Consider the following 19,006-nt stretch of genomic DNA (forward strand, 5'->3'; position numbering starts at 1 on the left):
CGCGCCTTTACACGCACCGCACCCACGACTATTGCGGTCACACGTCGCCCACCCCGCACCGGTTCACCCGCGCATGCTCGACATCTTCGAAAGCATTCTGCCGATCTTCCTGCTGATCGGGTCGGGCGCGGTGATGCGCCGCCTGCCGATCATCAGTGATGCCGCATGGCCGGGCATGGAACAGCTCAGCTACTGGTTCCTGTATCCGTGCCTGCTGTTCGCGACGATCTATAAGGCCGATTTTTCCAGCATCGAGCTCGACGCAATGCTGGCCTCCCTCATCGTGGCGATGCTTGCCATGGCGGGGCTCGTTCTTGCCTTATGGCCACCGCTCAAGCGCTCCGGCCTCGTGGCGGCAAGCGAGTATTCCTCCGTTTTCCAGACTTCGGTTCGCTGGAACGCGTTCATCGCACTGCCGCTCGCAACCAAGATATTTCCGCCCGAAGGTGCCGCGGTCGTCGCACTGGCGATGGCGGCGATCATCGTGCCGATCAACGTGGTGGTGATTTTCGTGGTGACGCGCTTCGCGAACGGGCGCTCGGGAATCCTCGACACGCTGAAAAGGGTGGCCCTCAATCCCCTCGTCCTGGCGGTGTTGCTGGGAATGGCGTTTCGGCAGATGCCTTTCGGTCTCTACCAGCCCCTCGACGATACGCTCAGCCTCTTGGGCAGCGCCGCGCTCGGGCTCGGTCTGATGGCGATCGGCGCCGGTCTACGCCTGTCCGACCTGGTAACGACGCGCCTGGCGGTATGGCTGCCCGTCGTGCTCAAGCTGGTGCTGTTTCCGGTGCTGCTCGTCGGCATCGCCTTCGCGTTCGGCATTCGCGGGGATGCGCTGACATATCTGGCCCTGTGCGGCGCGGTGCCGACGGCGATGAACGGTTACGTGTTGGCGCGCCAGCTTGGCGGCGATGCCGAACTTTACGCGGCGGTCGCAACGCTGCAGACGGCGCTGTCGTTCTTCACCGTGCCACTGGCTCTGTCGCTGGCCGCTCAGTTCAGCTCGGGATAAAGCGTATCGAGGATCGCGCGCGCATCGTGGCGGGCATCCAGCATGCCATATGTCGCGCGCCACTGGCCCGCCAGCCGTGATTCGACAAACGCATCGGCGATCTGGCCAGCGCCAAGGCGGCGCAATTCCGCTGCGGCCGCCGAGATGGCAAGCTGCTCGGTCAGGATGCGTGCCGAACCCTCATCGGAACTGGCGACCTGGAGCGCGGCGCGCAGGACGCCCGTCGTACCCTTGCCGGCTGGCCCGAGATCGCGGCCGATTCCCTCCAGCACGTCTTCGAAGAGCTGGGGCGCCCGACGCAGGACCCGTAGCACGTCCAGCGCCATGACGTTTCCGGCGCCTTCCCATATCGCGTTGACCGGGGCCTCACGATAGTAGCGCGCCAGCGGCGCTTCCTCGACATAGCCATTGCCGCCGAGACACTCCATCGCTTCGTAGAGCAACGCCGGGGCAATTTTGCAGACCCAGTATTTGACCACAGGCGTCATTGAGCGCGCGAATGCCGCCTCCCCCGGATTGTTCGCCGCCTCGTCGAAGGAGCGGGCCAGGCGAAGGGCCAGCGCCGTGGCGCCGGCAACGTCGAGCGCCATGTCGGCAAGCACGCGTTGCATCAGCGGCTGGTCGAAAAGCGGCTTGCCGAAGGCGTTGCGATGGCGCGTATGGTGAACCGCTTCCGCCAGTCCCGCCCGCATGATGCCGGCATTGGCAACTGCGCAGTCGAGGCGGGTCAGGGTCACCATGTCCATGATGGTCTTCACGCCCGCTCCCGGCTCCCCGACCATCTCGCCGATGGTCCCCGCGAACTCGACCTCGGACGAAGCATTCGAGCGGTTTCCGAGCTTGTCCTTGAGGCGCTGGAAGCGCAGTCCGTTCTCGGTGCCGTCACCAAGGATGCGTGGAACGAGGAAGCACGAGACGCCTTCGTTCGCCTGCGCCAGCATAAGGAACGCGTCCGACATCGGCGCCGACATGAACCATTTGTGTCCCGTCAGCCTGTAGAAGCCACTGCCAGCACGTTCCGCCCGGGTGGTGTTGGCGCGAACGTCCGTACCGCCCTGCTTCTCGGTCATGCCCATCCCGAGCGTCAGTCCCACCTTTTCCACCGGTGGCTTCTGCGACTGGTCGTATTTGCGTGTCGTCACGCGTGGCGCCCATTCTCGAAACAGCTTCGGATTGCCCATCAGCGCCGCGAGCGACGCGCTCGTCATGGTGATCGGGCACAGATGTCCGCATTCCAGTTGCGCGGTCATGAAGAAGCGCGCGGCGCGCACCTGATGGCGTTTGCCCGATTCGTTGGCGTTGTTCTCCCAGACCGACGAGTGCAGGCCCACCGAGACGGAACGGCGCATCAGCGCGTGATAGGCGGGGTGATACTCGACCAGATCGATGCGACGCCCCTGTCGATCATGGGTGCGCAGCTTCGGTGTCTCGACATTGGCCAGCCGCGCCAGTTCCTGGGCTTCTCCGGAACGGACATAGCGGCCAAGCTGGTCGAGTTCGCGACGAATCGGTTCGGAATAGGATTCTGCGAGCTGTACCAGGAGAGGATCGGCGCGCCATGCGCTCGTCCCCGTCAAGGGCGGGCTCTGGTTCAGGACCTCATGCGTCAATGCTACGGCTCCGGGACGTGGAAAGGCTTTCGCGTAGTGTTACAGTCAAACGACCCGGATTTGCGAGGGAAATTCCGGTGCATCCACGCTCCGGCGCTTGCGGGGACGCCTCCCCTTGCCTATAGCACGGCCTTGCCATGACCCAGCGCGCGCCCCTGCCTCTGTATCCCCACCGCCACCTTCTTGGCATCAAGGACCTTTCCCCCCTCGACATCGAACTGCTTCTCGATCGTGCCGATGGCGCGGTGGCGATCTCTCGGCAGTCGGAGAAGAAGACGTCGGCCCTGCGTGGCCGCACACAGATCAATCTTTTCTACGAGGCGTCGACGCGCACCCAGTCCTCTTTCGAGCTGGCCGGAAAGCGGCTTGGCGCAGACGTCATGAACATGTCGGTCGCGTCCTCTTCCGTGAAGAAAGGCGAAACGCTGGTCGATACCGCAATGACGCTGAACGCGATGCGGCCAGATATCCTCATCATCCGCCATTCGTCGGCTGGCGCGGCTGCGCTGCTGGCGCAGAAAGTCGGATGTTCCGTCGTCAATGCGGGCGACGGGGCGCACGAGCACCCCACCCAAGCCCTGCTCGATGCGCTCACCATCCGCCGCGCCAGGGGACGGATCGCCGGACTGATCGTCGCCATCAGCGGCGATGTCTTGCATTCGCGCGTCGCGCGCTCCAACATAGTGCTGCTCAACGCGATGGGAGCCAGGGTGCGCGTGGTCGCGCCGTCGACCCTGCTGCCCTCGGGAATCGCCGACATGGGCGTCGAGGTCTTCAATTCGATGAAGCACGGGCTGGCCGACGCCGACGTCGTCATGATGCTGCGCCTGCAGCGCGAACGCATGGCCGGCGCCTTCGTCCCTTCCGTGCGCGAATATTTCCGCTATTGGGGACTGGATGCGGAGAAGCTGAAATACGCCAAGCCCGACGCGCTGGTGATGCATCCGGGGCCGATGAACCGGGGTGTCGAGATCGCGTCCGAGATCGCCGATGGGCCGCAAAGCGTTATCCAGGAGCAGGTGGAGATGGGCGTTGCCGTCCGCATGGCGGTGATGGAAGCGCTGCTCGACCCACGCCGCAACGCGGAAGGGAGCGCGGCGTGAGTGTCACCGTCCTCCAGAATGCGCGCGTCGTCGACCCGTCTCGCGGCATCGACGAGATCGGAACCGTCATCGTCGAGGGCAAGTCGATCTTGGCCGCCGGAGCCGAAGCACGCAATCAGGGCGTGCCGGAAGGCGCCACTCTGATCGACTGCACCGGCAAGGCCATCCTGCCGGGCCTCGTCGACGCGCGGGTGCATATCGGCGAGCCTGGCGGCGAGCATCGCGAGACGATCGCCTCGGCCAGCGTGGCGGCAGCGGCGGGCGGCGTCACGTCGATCGTAATGATGCCGGACACCGAGCCGGTCATCGACGATGTGGCGCTGGTGGAATTCGTGCTGCGGACAGCGCGCGACACGGCGATCGTCAACGTCTTCCCGGCCGCTGCCATCACGCGGGGGCTGCTGGGCCGCGAGATGACGGAGTTCGGCTTGCTGCGCGAAGCCGGCGCCGTTGCATTCACCGAAGGACGCCGCACCATTTCCAGCGCGCTGGTGATGCGGCGCGCGCAAACCTATGCACGCGATTTCGGCGCGGTGATCGACCATGTCACCCAGGATCCGGACCTTTCGTCTTCCGGCGTGATGAATGAGGGGCTGTTTGCAAGCTGGCTCGGCTTGCCGGGCATTCCGCGTGAAGCCGAAGCCATTCCGCTCGAGCGCGACCTGATGCTGGCGCGGCTGACGCGTGGCGCCTATCACGCCGCCAAGATATCGACGGCGATGTCCGCCGAAGCGATCGCTCGGGCCAAGGCTGACGGCGCCAACGTGACCGCCGGCGCGTCCATAGCCAGCCTTTCGCTCAACGAACACGACGTGGGCGAGTACCGCACCTTTTTCAGGCTCACGCCGCCGCTGCGCACCGAAGACGATCGGCTGGCAATCGTCGAGGCGCTGCGCGACGGGACCATCGACATCCTCGTGTCCTCGCATGATCCGCAGGACGTCGATACCAAGCGCCTGCCCTTCGCCGATGCCGCTTCCGGCGCGATCGGGCTCGAGACCCTGCTCGGCGCGGCCCTTCGGCTCCATCACAATCGCGACGTGCCGCTGATGCGTCTTGTCGAGGCCCTGTCCACCAATCCCGCGAAGCGTTTCGGCCTTCCGGGAGGAACGTTGAAAGCAGGCGCTCCGGCTGACCTCATCGTCGTCGATCTCGACGAGCCGTGGATCGTGCGCGAACAGGATATCCGCTCGCGGTCCAAGAACACCTGCTTCGAGGGTGCGCGGCTACAAGGCAGGGTCTTGCAAACCATGGTCTCTGGCCGCACAGTTCACCAGATTTGACAGCTCCGGTTGCCGGGAGGGGATCGCCCGCCACATGACCATCATCATCATTGCGCTGGCCTTCGGCTACCTGCTTGGTTCCATTCCCTTTGGCCTCATCATCACTCGCGCCGCCGGGCTGGGCGACGTGCGCAAGATCGGTTCCGGCAATATCGGCGCAACCAACGTGCTTCGTACCGGCAACAAGGGGCTCGCCGCCCTCACCCTCGTCTTCGACGTGCTCAAGGGTACGATCGCCGTGCTCGTTGCGGCAAACTGGGGCATGGAAGCAGCCATGGCGGCAGGCTTCGGCGCCTTCCTCGGCCATCTCTTTCCGGTCTGGCTCGGCTTCATGGGTGGCAAGGGGGTCGCCACCTATCTCGGCGTGCTGGTCGCGCTGGCCTGGAAGGCGGCGCTCGTATTCGCGATCACATGGCTCGCCGTGGCGTTCCTGTCGCGCTACTCCTCGCTGGCCGCGCTCGTCTCGGCAGTCGCCTCGCCGGCGATGCTCTATCTGATGGATTTGCCTGAACAGGCGGCCGTCGTCGGCGTCATGAGCATCCTCGTCTTCATGAAGCATCGCGCCAATATTGCCCGACTGGCTGCCGGCACGGAGTCACGCATCGGAGCCAAGGGATGACGCGCTCGCCGGCGGTGGCTCCAAGCCTCTCCGACCGGCAGCGGCTACAGTGGCTTCGCCTCATCCGGACCGAAACGGTCGGCCCGGCGACCTTTCGCGAACTGATCAATCGCTACGGTTCCGCCGGCACGGCAATCGAGATGCTGCCGGAACTCGCCGCGCGCGGCGGCGCGACCCGCCTTCCCCGCATTCCCGACGAGCGCGAAGTGGAAGCGGAGATGGAGGCCGCACGGCGCAATGGCGCGCGATTCGTGGCCATCGGCGAGGCGGATTATCCCCAAATGCTGAGACGTATGGACCTGCCGCCGCCGCTCATTGCGGTGAAAGGCCGCTCAGAGGTGTTCGGGCTACCCGCCGTTTCGATCGTTGGCGCGCGCAATGCCTCGCTCGCCGGCATCCGCATGGCGAAGCAGCTTGCCCATGAACTCGGACGCGAGGGCTACGCGATTGCGTCCGGCCTGGCGCGCGGCATCGATGCCGCCGCGCATGCCGGGAGCCTCGACACCGGCACGATCGCGGTTCTCGCCGGCGGGCTGGATTGCCCTTATCCGCCCGAAAACCACGCGCTTTGCCGTGAGATCGCCGAGCGGGGCGCGGTGATCTCCGAAATGCCGTTCGGCTGGGAGCCACGTGCGCGGGACTTTCCTCGGCGCAACCGCCTCGTCGCAGGGCTTGGACTGGGGCTCGTCGTCGTCGAAGCGGCAAAGCGCTCAGGCTCGCTGATCAGCGCGCGGCTCGCCAACGAGATGGGACGGATCGTCTTCGCCGTTCCCGGCTCGCCACTGGACCCTCGCGCCAGCGGCACCAACGGGCTGCTCAAGGACGGCGCGACGATCGTCACGGAAACCCGGGATGTCCTCGAGGCGCTGGCACCACTGAATGGCGGGCCGACGCCTGTTCCCCCGCTGCTATCGGAGCCCGAGGAGCCAACCAGCGCGCCACCGCCCGGCGATAGCGACAGAGGACGCGTCACCGAGGCTCTGGGGCCAGTCCCCGTTCATGTCGACGAGCTCATCCGGCATACGGGCCTTCACCCGTCGCAGGTGATGACGATCCTACTGGAACTTGATCTTGCCGGTCGGCTCGAACGGCACGTCGGTGGGTCTGTGTCCCTTATCCTGGACACGTAGCGGCCGCTCGCCGCGCAGAATGTCGCTGACTTCGACATAGGCCATCTCGACGAGATAGGCGAGCATGTCACATCTTTCTGCCTCGGCCATGTTTCGAAGCTGACCCAGCATCGACTGCATGTAGTCCAGCGTATCGGTGCGCCGTTTATTGAGCTGCTGTCGCATGAATGTGCCTTTGCCGCTCGAAAATTGCATGACCTTTACCGGTCATGCCTCTATAGGTTGCAAACACTTTCCAATGCCATCTGCGGATGAATTAGAGAATATTCAGGTAATCAAAAATTGCAAGAGCAATTCTTTCTCTTAATGGTTGCATTTACCATGTCGAGGCGATGAAATACGGCAAGGGCCTTGACCCGATTGCAAAGCGCAGCCATGTGACGAGCTGTTTTTCTACCATAACAAGCGGCGCGCGCTGTTTTAGCGCCCAAGGGATATTCGTTAAACTATGGACGTTGTCGTCGTCGAGTCGCCCGCCAAGGCCAAGACCATCAACAAATATCTGGGGTCGAACTACACGGTTCTGGCCTCGTTCGGTCATGTCCGCGACCTCCCCGCGAAAGACGGTTCGGTGCGTCCCGACGAAGATTTCGCCATGTCCTGGGAGGTTGACGGTCCTTCCTCCAAACGGCTCAACGACATCGTCAAGGCAATGAAGGATGCCGACGGTCTCATCCTCGCTACCGACCCCGATCGTGAAGGCGAAGCGATTTCCTGGCATGTGCTGGAAGTATTGCAGCAGAAGAAGGCGCTGAAGGACAAGAAGGTCCAACGCGTTGTCTTCAATGCGATCACGAAGAAGTCAGTACTGGACGCGATGGCCAACCCGCGTGATCTCGACGTGCCGCTGGTCGACGCCTATCTGGCGCGCCGGGCACTCGACTATCTCGTCGGCTTCACCCTGTCGCCGGTGCTTTGGCGCAAATTGCCCGGCGCACGGTCTGCCGGACGCGTCCAGTCGGTGGCATTGCGGCTGGTCTGCGACCGAGAAGGCGAAATCGAACGCTTCGTGCGCGAGGACTACTGGCAGATCGCCGCCCTGCTCGCGACGCCACGCGCGGAGGATTTCGAGACACGGCTGACGGGTTTCGAAGGCAAGAAGCTCCAGAAGCTCGACATCAAGTCGGCCGACCAGGCCGACGACATCAAGTCGATGCTGGAGGGTGCGAGTTTCAAGACCGCGTCGGTCGAGGCGAAGCCCACCAGGCGCAATCCTTCCCCACCCTTCACGACGTCGACGCTGCAGCAGGCTGCCTCGTCGCAGATCGGCTTTTCCGCCTCCCGGACCATGCAGGTGGCGCAAAGGCTGTATGAGGGCGTGGAGATCGGTGGCGAGACGACGGGCCTCATTACCTATATGCGAACCGACGGCGTCCAGATGGCTCCAGAGGCCATCGAGGCCGCACGCAGTGCCATAAAGGACGAATTCGGCGACAAGTACCTTCCGGAAAAGCCGCGGCTCTACACGTCCAAGGCGAAGAATGCCCAAGAGGCCCACGAGGCGGTGCGTCCCACCGACTTCAGCCGCACCCCCGCGCAGGTGCGCAAATTCCTCGATGCCGATCAGGCGCGGCTCTACGAGATCGTCTGGAAGCGCGCCATCGCCAGCCAGATGCAGTCGGCGGAGATCGAGCGCACGACGGTTGAGATAGAAGCTGTCAACGGTGCCCGCAACGCCAATTTGCGAGCCGTTGGCTCGGTCATCCGCTTCGACGGCTTCCTTGCCGCCTACACGGAGCAGAAGGACGACGACGCGGAAGATGAAGACAGCCGCCGCCTGCCGGAAATCAAGGCGGGTGAGGCCTTGTCACGCAGGTCCGTGACCGTCACCCAGCATACAACGGAACCGCCACCGCGCTATTCCGAGGCGTCGCTGATCCGCAAGATGGAAGAACTCGGCATCGGACGGCCCTCCACCTACGCGGCCACCCTGAAGACGCTGGAAGACCGCGACTACGTCACGATCGACAAGCGCAGGCTTGTGCCGCAGGCAAAGGGACGGCTGGTCACGGCCTTTCTGGAAAATTTCTTCGAGCGCTATGTCGAGTATGATTTCACGGCTGCGCTGGAGGAAAAGCTCGACGAGATTTCCGACGGCAAGCTCTCGTGGAAAGACGTTCTTCGCGATTTCTGGCGTGAGTTCTCGGGCCATGTCGATGGCACCAAGGAACTGCGTGTCACCGACGTGCTCGACGCGCTCAACGAGGAGTTGGCCCCACTCGTCTTCCCGGAGCGCGAGGACGGCTCCAATCCACGCATCTGTCCGCGTTGCGGAACCGGCAACCTGTCGTTGAAACTGGGCAAGTTCGGCGCGTTTGTCGGATGCTCCAACTATCCGGAATGCGGCTTCACGCGCCAGCTCGGCGAAAACCCGAACGGCGATGGCGACGGCGGCGGCGATACTGGCGACAAGCTTCTCGGCAAGGACCCGTATACCGAGGAAGAGATTTTCCTCAAGAACGGTCGTTTTGGTCCCTATGTCCAGCGCGGCGAAGGCAAGGAAGCCAAGCGCGCCAGCATTCCCAAGGGCTGGAGTCCAAGCGAGATGGACCACGAGAAGGCCCTGGCGCTGCTGGCGCTGCCGCGCGATGTCGGGCAGCACCCGGAGACCGGCAAGATGATTTCCGCCGGAATCGGGCGCTATGGCCCGTTCGTCCTGCATGACGGCACCTATGCCAATCTGGAAACGGTCGAGGATGTCTTCACCGTCGGGCTCAACCGAGCCGTCTCGGTCATCGCCGAGAAGAAGTCGAAGTTCGCAAACGGCAAGGGCCGCGCCACGCCGGCAGCGTTGAAGGAGCTGGGAGACCATCCCGACGGCGGACCGATCACGGTTCGTGACGGCCGCTACGGCCCCTATGTCAACTGGGGCAAGATCAACGCGACCCTGCCGAAAGGCAAGGACCCCGTCAGCGTTACGGTCGAGGAAGCACTCGAGCTGATCGTCGCCAAGGGGGGCAAGGCGGGCAGCGGCAAGTCGGGCGGCGCCAAGTCGGCTACGGCCAAGAAGGCCGCGCCAAAGAAGGCTGCCGCGAAGAAGCCCGCGGCGAAAAAGGCCGCCAAGAAAAAGGAATAGCCTCACTTGGCCAGACGGATATCGGGCAGCAAGACCGGCAACGAAGCGGGCGAATTCCGCCCGACGCGCGACGATATCCTCAAATTCGTCAAGGAGAACCCGGATCAGGGCGGCAAGCGCGAGATCGCGCGGGCCTTCAATCTAAAAGGTGCCGACCGGGTCTGGCTGAAGGACGTCCTGCGCGATCTCCAGGACGAAGGACTCCTGGAAAAGCGCTCGAAGAAGTTCACCCGCGCCGGCGCTCTGCCGCACGTCGTGGTACTCGATGTCTTCTCGCGCGATGCCGACGGATTGCTGCTTGCCAGACCGAGCGAGTGGCCGGAGGAGAACGGTGCCGCACCGATCGTCTCGATACGACCGCCGCGCGGTGCCGGCGCCCGGGTGCCGGGTATCGGCGAGCGCGTGCTGGCGAAGGTCTTTCCCACCGAGGAAGACATCGGCCCTGCCTACACGGCGCGCATCCTCAAGCTGATCGAGAAGCGAAGCGATGCCGTTCTCGGCGTCCTGCGCAAGCTTCAGGATGGTACGCTGCGCATTGAGCCGGTGGAGCGTCGACAATCGGAGCTCACGGTCGATCCGGAGCATGCCGGTGGCGCCAAGCCTGGTGACCTCATCGAGGTCGAACCCGTGTCGAGCGGACGGTACGGCCTACCCAAGGCCAAGGTGTTGACGGTTCTGGGATCTCTCACCAGCGAGAAGGCGATTTCGATGATCGCCATCCACGCCCACGAGATTCCCCACATCTTCCCCGCCGAGGTGCTGGAAGAGGCGCAGGACGCGCGGCCCGCGACGATGGATGGCCGCGACGACTTTCGCCCAATTCCGCTGATCACGATCGATCCGGCGGATGCCAAGGACCATGACGATGCCGTCCATGCAGAGCCCGACACCGATGACGCCAATGTGGGCGGCTTCATCGTCACGGTCGCCATAGCGGACGTTGCAACCTATGTGAAACTCGGCTCGCCGCTCGACCAGGAAGCACTCAGGCGGGGCAACTCGGTCTATTTTCCCGACCGCGTCGTGCCGATGCTGCCCGAACGCATATCCAATGACCTGTGTTCGCTGCGCGAAGGCGAGGATCGCCCTGCCCTGGCGGTGCGGATGACCTTCAGCGCCGACGGCCGCAAGATCCGCCACGCGTTTCATCGCGTGATGATGCGCTCGGCGGCAAAGCTTTCCTACCAGCAGGCACAGGCGGCGATCGACGGAAACGTCGACGACAAGACCGGCCCGCTGCTCGAACCGGTGCTGCGTTCGCTGTGGGACGCCTATGGCGCGCTGCGGCGCGGCCGCGCATCCCGAGAGCCGCTGGAGCTGGATCTCCCCGAACGCAAGATATTGCTCAAGGAGGACGGCACGGTTGATCGCGTGATCGTCCCGGACAGGCTTGATGCGCACAAGCTCATCGAGGAATTCATGATCCAGGCGAATGTCGCGGCGGCCGAAACGCTGGAAGGCAAACGGCAACCGCTGATCTACCGCATCCACGATGCGCCGTCGCTTGCGAAGCAGGAATCACTGCGCGAGTTTCTCCAGACGATCGGCCTGTCGCTGGCGCGCGGCGCGCAAATGAAGCCTGCCTCCTTCAATGGCATATTGTCGCGGGTCGTCGGCTCGGACCAGGAGTCGCTGGTCAACGAAGTGGTGTTGCGCAGCCAGAGCCAGGCTGTCTATTCGCCAGACAATATCGGCCATTTCGGCCTCAATCTGCGCCGCTATGCCCATTTCACCTCTCCGATCCGCCGCTATGCGGACCTGATCGTGCATCGCGCGCTGATCGGTACGCTGGGCCTTGGAAAGGAAGGGCTTTCGCCTGCCGAGGAAGCACGGCTGGAGGAGATCGCGGCGCTGATCTCCGCCACGGAAAGGCGCGCCATGGCAGCCGAGCGCGAGACCGTCGACCGGCTGGTCGCCGCCCATCTCTCGACCCGCGTGGAAGAGATGTTCCGCGCGCGGATTTCGGGCGTGACCAAGTCGGGGCTGTTCGTGCAACTGCCGCAATTTGGCGCAGACGGCTTTATCCCCGTGTCATCGCTCGGTGACGACTACTATATATTCGACGAATCCGCGCGCGCGCTGTTCGGGGAGCGAAGCCACAAGGGCTATCAGTTGGCCGACGAGGTCGAGGTCAAACTGGTGGAAGTGGCACCACTGGCAGGCGCGATCCGGTTCGAGATGCTGAGCGAGCCAAAACCGCTGCCCGGCTCGAAGCAGTCGTATCACAAGGCGCGGCGCGGCAAGCCGCAATCTCGCGGTCCCGTCAAGCGGGGGCGCTCAAGGAGAAGATGATGCAGGAGCAGGTATTCGGCCGCGGCCTGGACGGTCAACGCTCTGTCATGCAGGCCATGGCACGCGGTTTCATGGGGCGTTGCCCGCATTGCGGCAAGGGCCGTCTGTTCGGCCGTTTCCTCAAGGTGGCCGATAGCTGCGATGCCTGCGGGGAAGCATACCATCATCACCGCGCCGACGATCTGCCGGCCTACCTCGTCATCTTTGTGGTCGGCCACGTCGTGGTCGGCGCCTTTATGGGCGCCGAACAGATGTTCACGCTTTCCACCTGGCAGCATCTTGCGATCTGGGCGCCGCTGACGCTGATCGCGTGCGTCGCGTTGCTTCAACCGACCAAAGGGGCTGTCGTCGGCCTGCAATGGGCGCTTCGCATGCATGGCTTCTCCGGCAAGCCGGATGCCCTCGATACGCATCCGGAACTTTGACCACATCGATGAAGGGCGGAGGAAACAGCATGGAGGGCATGACGCGCGCGCAGATCGATCGCGCCGAGAACAAGGACTTCGCCCTCGGCAAGGGTCCGCTGCGTCCGCGCGATGCAGCCACGCTGATCCTTCTCGACAGGTCGGGCGGCGAGTTCAGGGTTCTTCTTGGACGTCGCCACATGCGCCACGCCTTCATGCCCGGCAAGTTCGTCTTCCCGGGCGGACGCACGGATCCCGCCGACAGCCGCGTACCGGTCGCTACCGGTCTTCATCCCGACGAGGAGAAAAAGCTCGTCGGGACGCGCATCTCCCAGGCACGCGCGCGGGCGATCGCCATGTCCGCGGTACGCGAGACCTATGAGGAAGCCGGACTTCTGATCGGCCGCAAGGGTGCGTTCTCCACCACCAAGACAGACTGGCAGGGCTTCGTCGAACACGGCGTGTTCCCATCGCTTGACCGTCTACGCCTGATCGCGCGCGCGATCACCCCTCCCGGTCGCGTCCGGCGCTTCGACACGCGCTTCCTCGCCGCCTTCAAATCTGATGTCGCGGTGGAACTGCCCGAGGGTGGACCGACCAACGAACTGGAAGAACTCGTCTGGCTGCCGATTGGCGAGGCCAAGGAAGCAGACATCCCCACCATCACGCGCACCATACTGGGCGACCTGGAATCACGTCTCCAGCAAGACCCGGACCTGTCTCCCGGCGGGCCCGTGCCGTTCTACTATCTGCGCTACAACAATTTCAAACGCGACATACTGTAAATCAAGCAGGTGAAGGCGATGGCATCGATGCCGTCCGATCCGGCCGACCAGGCCGCAGGCGAGATGCGATGGCTGTCCATCGGGGCGGCAATCGCGTCGATCAGCGTCGTCGGCATCGCCATTGGCCTGGGCGTGCCATTGCTGTCGGTGATTCTCGAATCGCGCGGTTATTCTGCGACGATGATCGGGGCAAACACTGCCGTTGCCGGCATCGCCTCGATCATAGCCGCGCCGTTCGCGACGCCGCTGGCAAGTCGCTTCGGCGTGGTGCCCACGATGCTGGCAATGATCCTGCTTGGCGGCGTCTCCTTCGTCGGTTTCTATTTCGTGCCGCATTTCTGGTTGTGGTTTCCCCTGCGCGCGGTGCTCCACTTCGCACTGACGCTGCTGTTCATCCTGTCGGAATTCTGGATATCGACATCCGCGCCGCCACACCGTCGGGGGCTGGTGCTCGGGCTGTACGCGACGGTGCTATCGCTCGGCTTCGCCTTTGGACCCTGGCTTTTCGCCCAGGTCGGTTCGACCGGTTTCGCGCCGTTCGGAATCACCTTCGCCCTGGTCATGCTCGCGGCCTTGCCGGTTCTTGCGGCATGGCGCGAAGGGCCCGACATGTCGAGCCAGGACGGGCACGGCACCGGGGGCGGCTTTGCCCGCTATCTCTGGATGGTGCCCATGGCGACGGCCGCGGTCCTCGTCTTCGGTGCAGTGGAGACCGGCGGCTTCGCGCTGTTTCCCGTCTACGGCTCGCGCATCGGCTATTCGGAAGCCGACGCGGCACTCCTGCTGACCGCTGTCGGGCTCGGCAACGTTCTGCTGCAGATGCCGCTCGGCATCATCAGCGATCGCATGCGCGACCGCCGCCACCTGTTGATGGCCTGCGCCGCCGTCGGCCTGCTGGGCGTGCTGGTCCTGCCCACCGTGTCGGGCAACTGGCATGCAAGCGCTGCCGTCCTGTTCGTCTGGGGCGGCGTCGTCGCCGGGCTCTACACGGTCGGTCTCGCCCATCTGGGCTCAAGGCTGTCCGGCCGCGACCTGGCCTCGGCCAACGCCGCCTTCGTGTTGTGCTATGGAATCGGCATGCTGGTCGGACCGCAGGCCATCGGTATTGGCATGGACCTGTTCGGGCCGGACGGGTTCGCGTGGTCGATCGGCCTGTTCTTCGCGCTCTATCTCGGGCTTGCGGTTTTCCGGTTGGCCGTTCGCGCGCCGGGAGGCTGATCGGACTTGACTTTCGCCCAGTGTTCTTTATGTCTCCGCGCAAGTTTTCCGCAGCCGGGCTCGCCGCCCGATCCAATGCGGCGACAGGACTCCTACTAGATTGAGCGGACAGGAAAAATGGCCAAGGCTACGACCATCAAGATCAAGCTGCTGTCGACTGCCGACACGGGTTTCTTCTACGTCACCAGCAAGAACAGCCGGACGATGACCGACAAGATGACCAAGCGGAAGTACGACCCGATTGCAAAGAAGCACGTCGACTTCAAGGAAGCGAAGATCAAGTAATATTCGCAAGCGGTTGATGCACCAATTGAAACCCCCGGCCTCGTCCGGGGGTTTTTGATTCTCGGCAGCGCTGCCGTCTCTCGCCGGCCCATCAAAAAACCCCGCCGGAGACCGACGGGGTTTTAGTTTTTCCATGCGTCGAGGACGCAGGCGCCGAATCTATTCGGCGTCGTCCTTGGCAGCAGCCTTCTTCTTCGGCGCAGCCTTCTTCTTGGCTTCGCCCTCGCCTGCATCGTCGGCCTTCTCGGCCTTCGCCTTGGCAGCCTTCTTGGCGGGCTTCCTCTCTTCGGTTGCGCCAGTCTCCTCGTCGTCGTCGGCGAGAAGCGCTTCCTTGGTGACCTTCTGGTCGTCGACGGAAATCACGCCGAGCAGGTGGTCCACGACCTTCTCCTCGAACAGCGGTGCACGGATGTTGGCGAGCGCCTGCGGGTTCTCGCGGTAGAACTCGTACACCTGCTGCTGCTGGCTCTGCGGCACGCGACGGATCTGCTCGAACAGGGCGCGCTGCAGTTCCTCGTCGGTGACCTGCACGCCGGCCTTGTCGCCGATGTCGGCCAGCACGAGGCCGAGGCGAACGCGGCGCTCGGCAAGGCGCTGGTATTCGGCGCGTGCTTCCGTTTCCGTCGTCTCTTCGTCCTCGAAGGTGCGGCCGGCCTGGGCGAGATCGGCGTTGACCTGGGCCCAGATGTTGTTGAACTCGGCTTCGACCAGCTTGGACGGCGCCTCGAACTTGTATTCCGCGTCCAGCGCGTCGAGGAGCTGGCGCTTGGCCTTCTGACGGGTCACGCCGCCATACTGGCTCTCGATCTGGCCGCGCACGATCTCACGCAGCTTCTCGGCGCTTTCCAGGCCGAGCTGCTTGGCGACATCGTCGTTGATCTCCAGCTTGCCGGGCTTGGCAACGGCCTTGACCTTGATGTCGAAGGCAGCTTCCTTGCCGGCGAGATGCGTCGCGGGATACTGCTCCGGGAAAGTGACGCTGATCGTCGTCTCGTCGCCTTCCTTCACGCCGACCATCTTTTCCTCGAAGCCGGGAATGAACTGGTTGGAGCCGAGCACCAGGTCGGAATCGTCCGCCGCGCCACCTTCGAAGGGTTCGCCGTCGATCTTGCCGAGATAATCGAAGGTGACCCGGTCACCCATCTCGGCCTTGCCCTTCTTGGGCTCGTAGGTACGCGCCGAATCGGCAACCCGCTCGACCTGCTCATCGACCTCGCTCTCCGGCACGTCATAGACGAGGCGGGAAATCTTGATCTTGGAGAAATCCTTCTCCTCGATCGGAGGCAGGACCTCGTAATCGAGGGAGAACTCGAAGTCGGCATTGCCGGCGAGGATGTTCTCGGCTTCCTTCTCGTCCTCGGTCATGCTGACCTCGGGCTGCATCGCAGCCTTCTCGCCGCGATCGTCGAGGATCGAGCGGGTCGAGTTCGAGAGGATCTCGTTCACCACCTCGGCCATGAAGGATTTGCCATACATCTTGCGCATGTGCTGCATGGGCACCTTGCCCGGCCGGAAGCCATTGATACGGACCTTGTCCTTGGCTGCCGAAAGCCGCTCCATGAGCTTGGCCTCCAAGTCCTTTGCCGGGACTGTTACCTTGATCTGGCGCTTGAGCCCATTGTTGAGCGTTTCGGTTACCTGCATCTCAAAACCTTTGTCTTCATCACGCCGCCGGACCGGCACGTTGCCGTCCAGCATGCTGGAAACTCTTTGGCCGGGGAGTGGCTTTGGTGCGGGTGAAAGGACTTGAACCTTCACGACTTGCGTCACGGGAACCTAAATCCCGCGTGTCTACCAATTCCACCACACCCGCATTTCTCGGGAGCATCGCCCCTGAAAGCGCGTGGTTCTATATCACCGGGGGCCCCCGGTTCAAAGGAAAATTGCCGCGAAACACGGCGTTTTTTTGCCGGAAGGACCGTTGGATGCCGGCTCAGTAAAGCGGTTCAGCGTAAAGCATCGTCTCGCCGTCGTGAAATGACTTGATCTGGGCGGTGCCGTCGACGTCGATTGCCAGCTTCATGCGGAACGGACGCACGTTCATGTCACGCTCGATCGCAAGCCCCTCACCCTCGGGAACATAGAACCGTTCGACGCCGTAGTCGATGCTCACGGAGGCAGCATCGCCATGCCAGGTGCCGGCCTTGCCCCGGATGTCGATTTCGTCGGCCGCCGCGGCAGGTTCTGGTGCCTGTCCATAGCGTGCCGCAATCGGCTGCCAGAGGCCGTCCGCGTTGGCCTTCAGCCGCACGTATACCGAGGCGTCGCCGGCCCTGTCTTCCTCGGAGGGCGCTTCGACGAACAGCTCCGTTGCCACCTGCGAGATATTATAGTCGAGCACGACATAGTCTCCGCGCAGCAGGTCGCGCGGATCCACGGGCCGGACCTCGAGGAAGACCTCCCGCCCGTCCTGAAGGATCGCGGCGCGGCCGACGATCATCGAGGCGAGGAAGCCCACCTGGACGACCGCGACGGCGGTTGCTATCGCCAACAACCAGCGGCTCCCGTTCATGCGGCACCTGTGGAATGCGATGGGCTCGAGAAGCGCCGCTCCAACCTCGTGATGATCCAGGCGAGGACCGAGAGCGCAAGCCCGCCAAACACGAAGAAGCCGGCCGTCCCGAGCATGGAGCCCAGCATCATCGTGTAGACGAAGCAGAGCTGGCAAATGAAGGCCGCATAGGCGAGGCGGCGCAGCCAAGCGTTCTCGCGACCCGCCGTCAGCATGGCACCGATGATGCCGGCAAACGCAATCAGCGTCGTCACCAGGAAGAGCGGCTCGTCGAGCCATTCGAACTGCAGGATGCCGATGCCGACGAGAAAGCCCACCAAGCCATGGATGGGAAGCCCACCGCCAAGGCCGAGCAACGCCTCGGCCTGGCGTGGAAACAGGACGCCGAAGGCGAACAGTGCCGCCGAGCAAACCGCTACAAGCTGCGGCACGAACACAGATTCGTCTCGCCAGAAGAAGATGAAGGCGAAAAGCAAAAAGGACTGGATCAGCAGATGCCGCGCGGCCGGGCTTCGCGTCCAGAACGACAACACATAAAGCACGGCTGCAAACGGTATATAGAGCGTCGGAAGGTCATCCGCCTCCCAGCGGTCGAGCGGATGCATCACCATCCATGCGATGCCGAGCAGGACGGCACCCACCGTCAACGGTCCGGAGCGCAGGGCGCCTGCCGCCAGAGCCGTTGCGAGGCCCCACACGAACACCGCCTGCTTCTCGTCTCCCGACAGATGATACATCTGACCGATGAGCGCCAGCGACGCCCCGAAGGCGGCTGCGGCCACGATCCACGCCGCCTCGGCCCCGCCGCCGCGCCCGGCCCGCTTGAGCATGGCGCCGCCAACATAGCCGACGATGATGAGGGCGAAGAGCATCGCCACGCGCGCAAGGCGCGGCATGGCTTGCCAGTTGGCGGCAATGAAGATCAGGACCGCTGCGGCAAACAGTGCGGCAGCCATCAGCGACAGAACCACACCGAAGGACAGACGGCCCCCGCCATTTGCGTCGATGTCGGCTGCCAGCACGCGTGCGGTGGCCGCATCCACAAGTCCGGCCGTCCGCCACCGTTCGATGTCCCGCTTGACCCTGGTGGGATAGCTCGCCACGGGTCGTCCTCCCCTTGCACCAAATTCCACTTCGCACTGCACAACGACGCCGATTTACGACCGAATTACGGCAACATAGCCGAATCGGCCACAGTCCGGGCGCATATGCTGACGGACGTTAATGTTGCATTGCACAAAATGCATTGGTGCTATGCAGCATCGTCACTTCAAAATCGCCGGGAACCCGACTATCTACCAATCATCGCAAGAACAAATGAAACTTGAAGAAACGCTCTAGGTGAAGATATGAACTTGATCCGCAACTACCGCAACTGGCGCCGCTACCGTGAAACCGTCACCGAGCTGAGCCGCCTGTCCAACCGTGAACTCAACGACCTCGGCATTGCTCGCGGCGACATCCCGTTCGTCGCCCGCCGCTCGGTCTAACAACGAATTTCGTCAGGGTTTACCTCCTCCCAAACGCTGACGGATAAGGCCCGAGACTACCTCCTCCCAGTCGAGGGCCACCTAAACGACACCCGCCGGACCTCCTCCCCCGGCGGGTGTTGTTGCGTCTGGGGCCGTGTTGCGGCATTCCTTGCATTCGCTGCCCCGGAGGATTAATCCAGCTCCC

General features: G+C 63.5%; 17 protein-coding genes and 1 tRNA gene. 12 read left to right on the plus strand and 6 right to left on the minus strand.

Features of this window, described 5'->3' with window-relative positions:
- Positions 1-73: 73 nt before the first annotated feature.
- On the plus strand, positions 74-1,012 hold the full coding sequence (locus AAFN84_RS06620) for an AEC family transporter (protein WP_347513699.1): 939 nt from the start codon (positions 74-76) through the stop codon (positions 1,010-1,012).
- Here AAFN84_RS06620 and AAFN84_RS06625 read toward each other — a convergent pair.
- The gene (locus tag AAFN84_RS06625) at positions 994-2,622 is read right to left on the minus strand and encodes an acyl-CoA dehydrogenase family protein (protein WP_347513700.1); all 1,629 of its coding nucleotides are present in this window, start codon (positions 2,620-2,622) and stop codon (positions 994-996) included. The genes AAFN84_RS06620 and AAFN84_RS06625 overlap by 19 nt on opposite strands.
- A gap of 137 nt (positions 2,623-2,759) precedes the next feature.
- Between AAFN84_RS06625 and AAFN84_RS06630 the strand changes: the two genes are divergently transcribed.
- From AAFN84_RS06630 to dprA, 4 genes are read left to right on the plus strand one after another with little or no spacing between them, the layout of a single operon-like run.
- Positions 2,760-3,725: an aspartate carbamoyltransferase catalytic subunit gene (locus AAFN84_RS06630; RefSeq protein WP_347513701.1), complete on the plus strand. Its 966-nt coding sequence runs from the start codon at positions 2,760-2,762 to the stop codon at positions 3,723-3,725.
- Positions 3,722-5,008, plus strand: a complete 1,287-nt coding sequence (locus AAFN84_RS06635; protein ID WP_347513702.1) for a dihydroorotase — start codon at positions 3,722-3,724, stop codon at positions 5,006-5,008. The genes AAFN84_RS06630 and AAFN84_RS06635 overlap by 4 nt, the downstream gene beginning before the upstream one ends.
- A gap of 34 nt (positions 5,009-5,042) precedes the next feature.
- A complete protein-coding gene (gene plsY / locus AAFN84_RS06640; protein ID WP_347513703.1) occupies positions 5,043-5,627 on the plus strand; it encodes a glycerol-3-phosphate 1-O-acyltransferase PlsY in 585 nt (194 codons plus the stop codon).
- On the plus strand, positions 5,624-6,757 hold the full coding sequence (dprA, locus tag AAFN84_RS06645) for a DNA-processing protein DprA (RefSeq protein WP_347513704.1): 1,134 nt from the start codon (positions 5,624-5,626) through the stop codon (positions 6,755-6,757). Before plsY ends, dprA begins: the two co-directional genes overlap by 4 nt.
- Here the strand turns inward: dprA and AAFN84_RS06650 are convergent.
- Positions 6,683-6,952, minus strand: a complete 270-nt coding sequence (locus AAFN84_RS06650) for a hypothetical protein (protein WP_347513705.1) — start codon at positions 6,950-6,952, stop codon at positions 6,683-6,685. The two genes, dprA and AAFN84_RS06650, sit on opposite strands and share 75 nt — an antisense overlap.
- A 253-nt stretch (positions 6,953-7,205) precedes the next feature.
- Here AAFN84_RS06650 and topA point away from each other — a divergent pair, with 253 nt between their 5' ends.
- The 6 genes from topA to rpmG all read left to right on the plus strand — a co-directional run bounded on the left by topA (position 7,206) and on the right by rpmG (position 14,817).
- Positions 7,206-9,833, plus strand: coding sequence for a type I DNA topoisomerase (topA, locus tag AAFN84_RS06655; RefSeq protein ID WP_347513706.1), 2,628 nt, complete (start codon positions 7,206-7,208; stop codon positions 9,831-9,833).
- Positions 9,834-9,839: 6 nt separating this feature from the next.
- The gene (gene rnr / locus AAFN84_RS06660) at positions 9,840-12,125 is read left to right on the plus strand and encodes a ribonuclease R (RefSeq protein ID WP_347513707.1); all 2,286 of its coding nucleotides are present in this window, start codon (positions 9,840-9,842) and stop codon (positions 12,123-12,125) included.
- On the plus strand, positions 12,125-12,550 hold the full coding sequence (locus AAFN84_RS06665) for a DUF983 domain-containing protein (RefSeq protein ID WP_347513708.1): 426 nt from the start codon (positions 12,125-12,127) through the stop codon (positions 12,548-12,550). The genes rnr and AAFN84_RS06665 overlap by 1 nt, the downstream gene beginning before the upstream one ends.
- 29 nt (positions 12,551-12,579) lie before the next feature.
- On the plus strand, positions 12,580-13,314 hold the full coding sequence (locus AAFN84_RS06670; protein ID WP_347513709.1) for an NUDIX hydrolase: 735 nt from the start codon (positions 12,580-12,582) through the stop codon (positions 13,312-13,314).
- Positions 13,315-13,341: 27 nt separating this feature from the next.
- Positions 13,342-14,532 (plus strand): MFS transporter, encoded by a 1,191-nt coding sequence (locus AAFN84_RS06675; protein WP_347513817.1) that lies wholly within the window; start codon positions 13,342-13,344, stop codon positions 14,530-14,532.
- Between the two features lie 117 nt (positions 14,533-14,649).
- Positions 14,650-14,817 carry a 50S ribosomal protein L33 gene (gene rpmG, locus AAFN84_RS06680; protein WP_347513710.1) on the plus strand — a complete coding sequence of 56 codons (168 nt, stop codon included), beginning with the start codon at positions 14,650-14,652 and terminating at the stop codon, positions 14,815-14,817.
- 159 nt (positions 14,818-14,976) lie between these two features.
- Here rpmG and tig read toward each other — a convergent pair whose 3' ends face one another.
- From tig to AAFN84_RS06700, 4 genes are all read right to left on the minus strand, one after another.
- Positions 14,977-16,461: a trigger factor gene (gene tig / locus AAFN84_RS06685; protein WP_347513818.1), complete on the minus strand. Its 1,485-nt coding sequence runs from the start codon at positions 16,459-16,461 to the stop codon at positions 14,977-14,979.
- Between the two features lie 84 nt (positions 16,462-16,545).
- Positions 16,546-16,630, minus strand: a tRNA-Leu gene (locus AAFN84_RS06690).
- 120 nt (positions 16,631-16,750) lie between these two features.
- A complete protein-coding gene (locus AAFN84_RS06695) occupies positions 16,751-17,311 on the minus strand; it encodes a GDYXXLXY domain-containing protein (protein WP_347513711.1) in 561 nt (186 codons plus the stop codon).
- Between the two features lie 14 nt (positions 17,312-17,325).
- Positions 17,326-18,432 (minus strand): DUF2157 domain-containing protein, encoded by a 1,107-nt coding sequence (locus AAFN84_RS06700; protein WP_347513712.1) that lies wholly within the window; start codon positions 18,430-18,432, stop codon positions 17,326-17,328.
- Positions 18,433-18,678: 246 nt separating this feature from the next.
- Here AAFN84_RS06700 and AAFN84_RS06705 point away from each other — a divergent pair, with 246 nt between their 5' ends.
- Positions 18,679-18,819: a DUF1127 domain-containing protein gene (locus tag AAFN84_RS06705; RefSeq protein WP_347513713.1), complete on the plus strand. Its 141-nt coding sequence runs from the start codon at positions 18,679-18,681 to the stop codon at positions 18,817-18,819.
- Positions 18,820-19,006 lie beyond the last annotated feature (187 nt).

Origin of the sequence: Mesorhizobium sp. CAU 1741 (genome assembly GCF_039839275.1) — a bacterium.
Taxonomy (GTDB): domain Bacteria; phylum Pseudomonadota; class Alphaproteobacteria; order Rhizobiales; family Rhizobiaceae; genus Aerobium.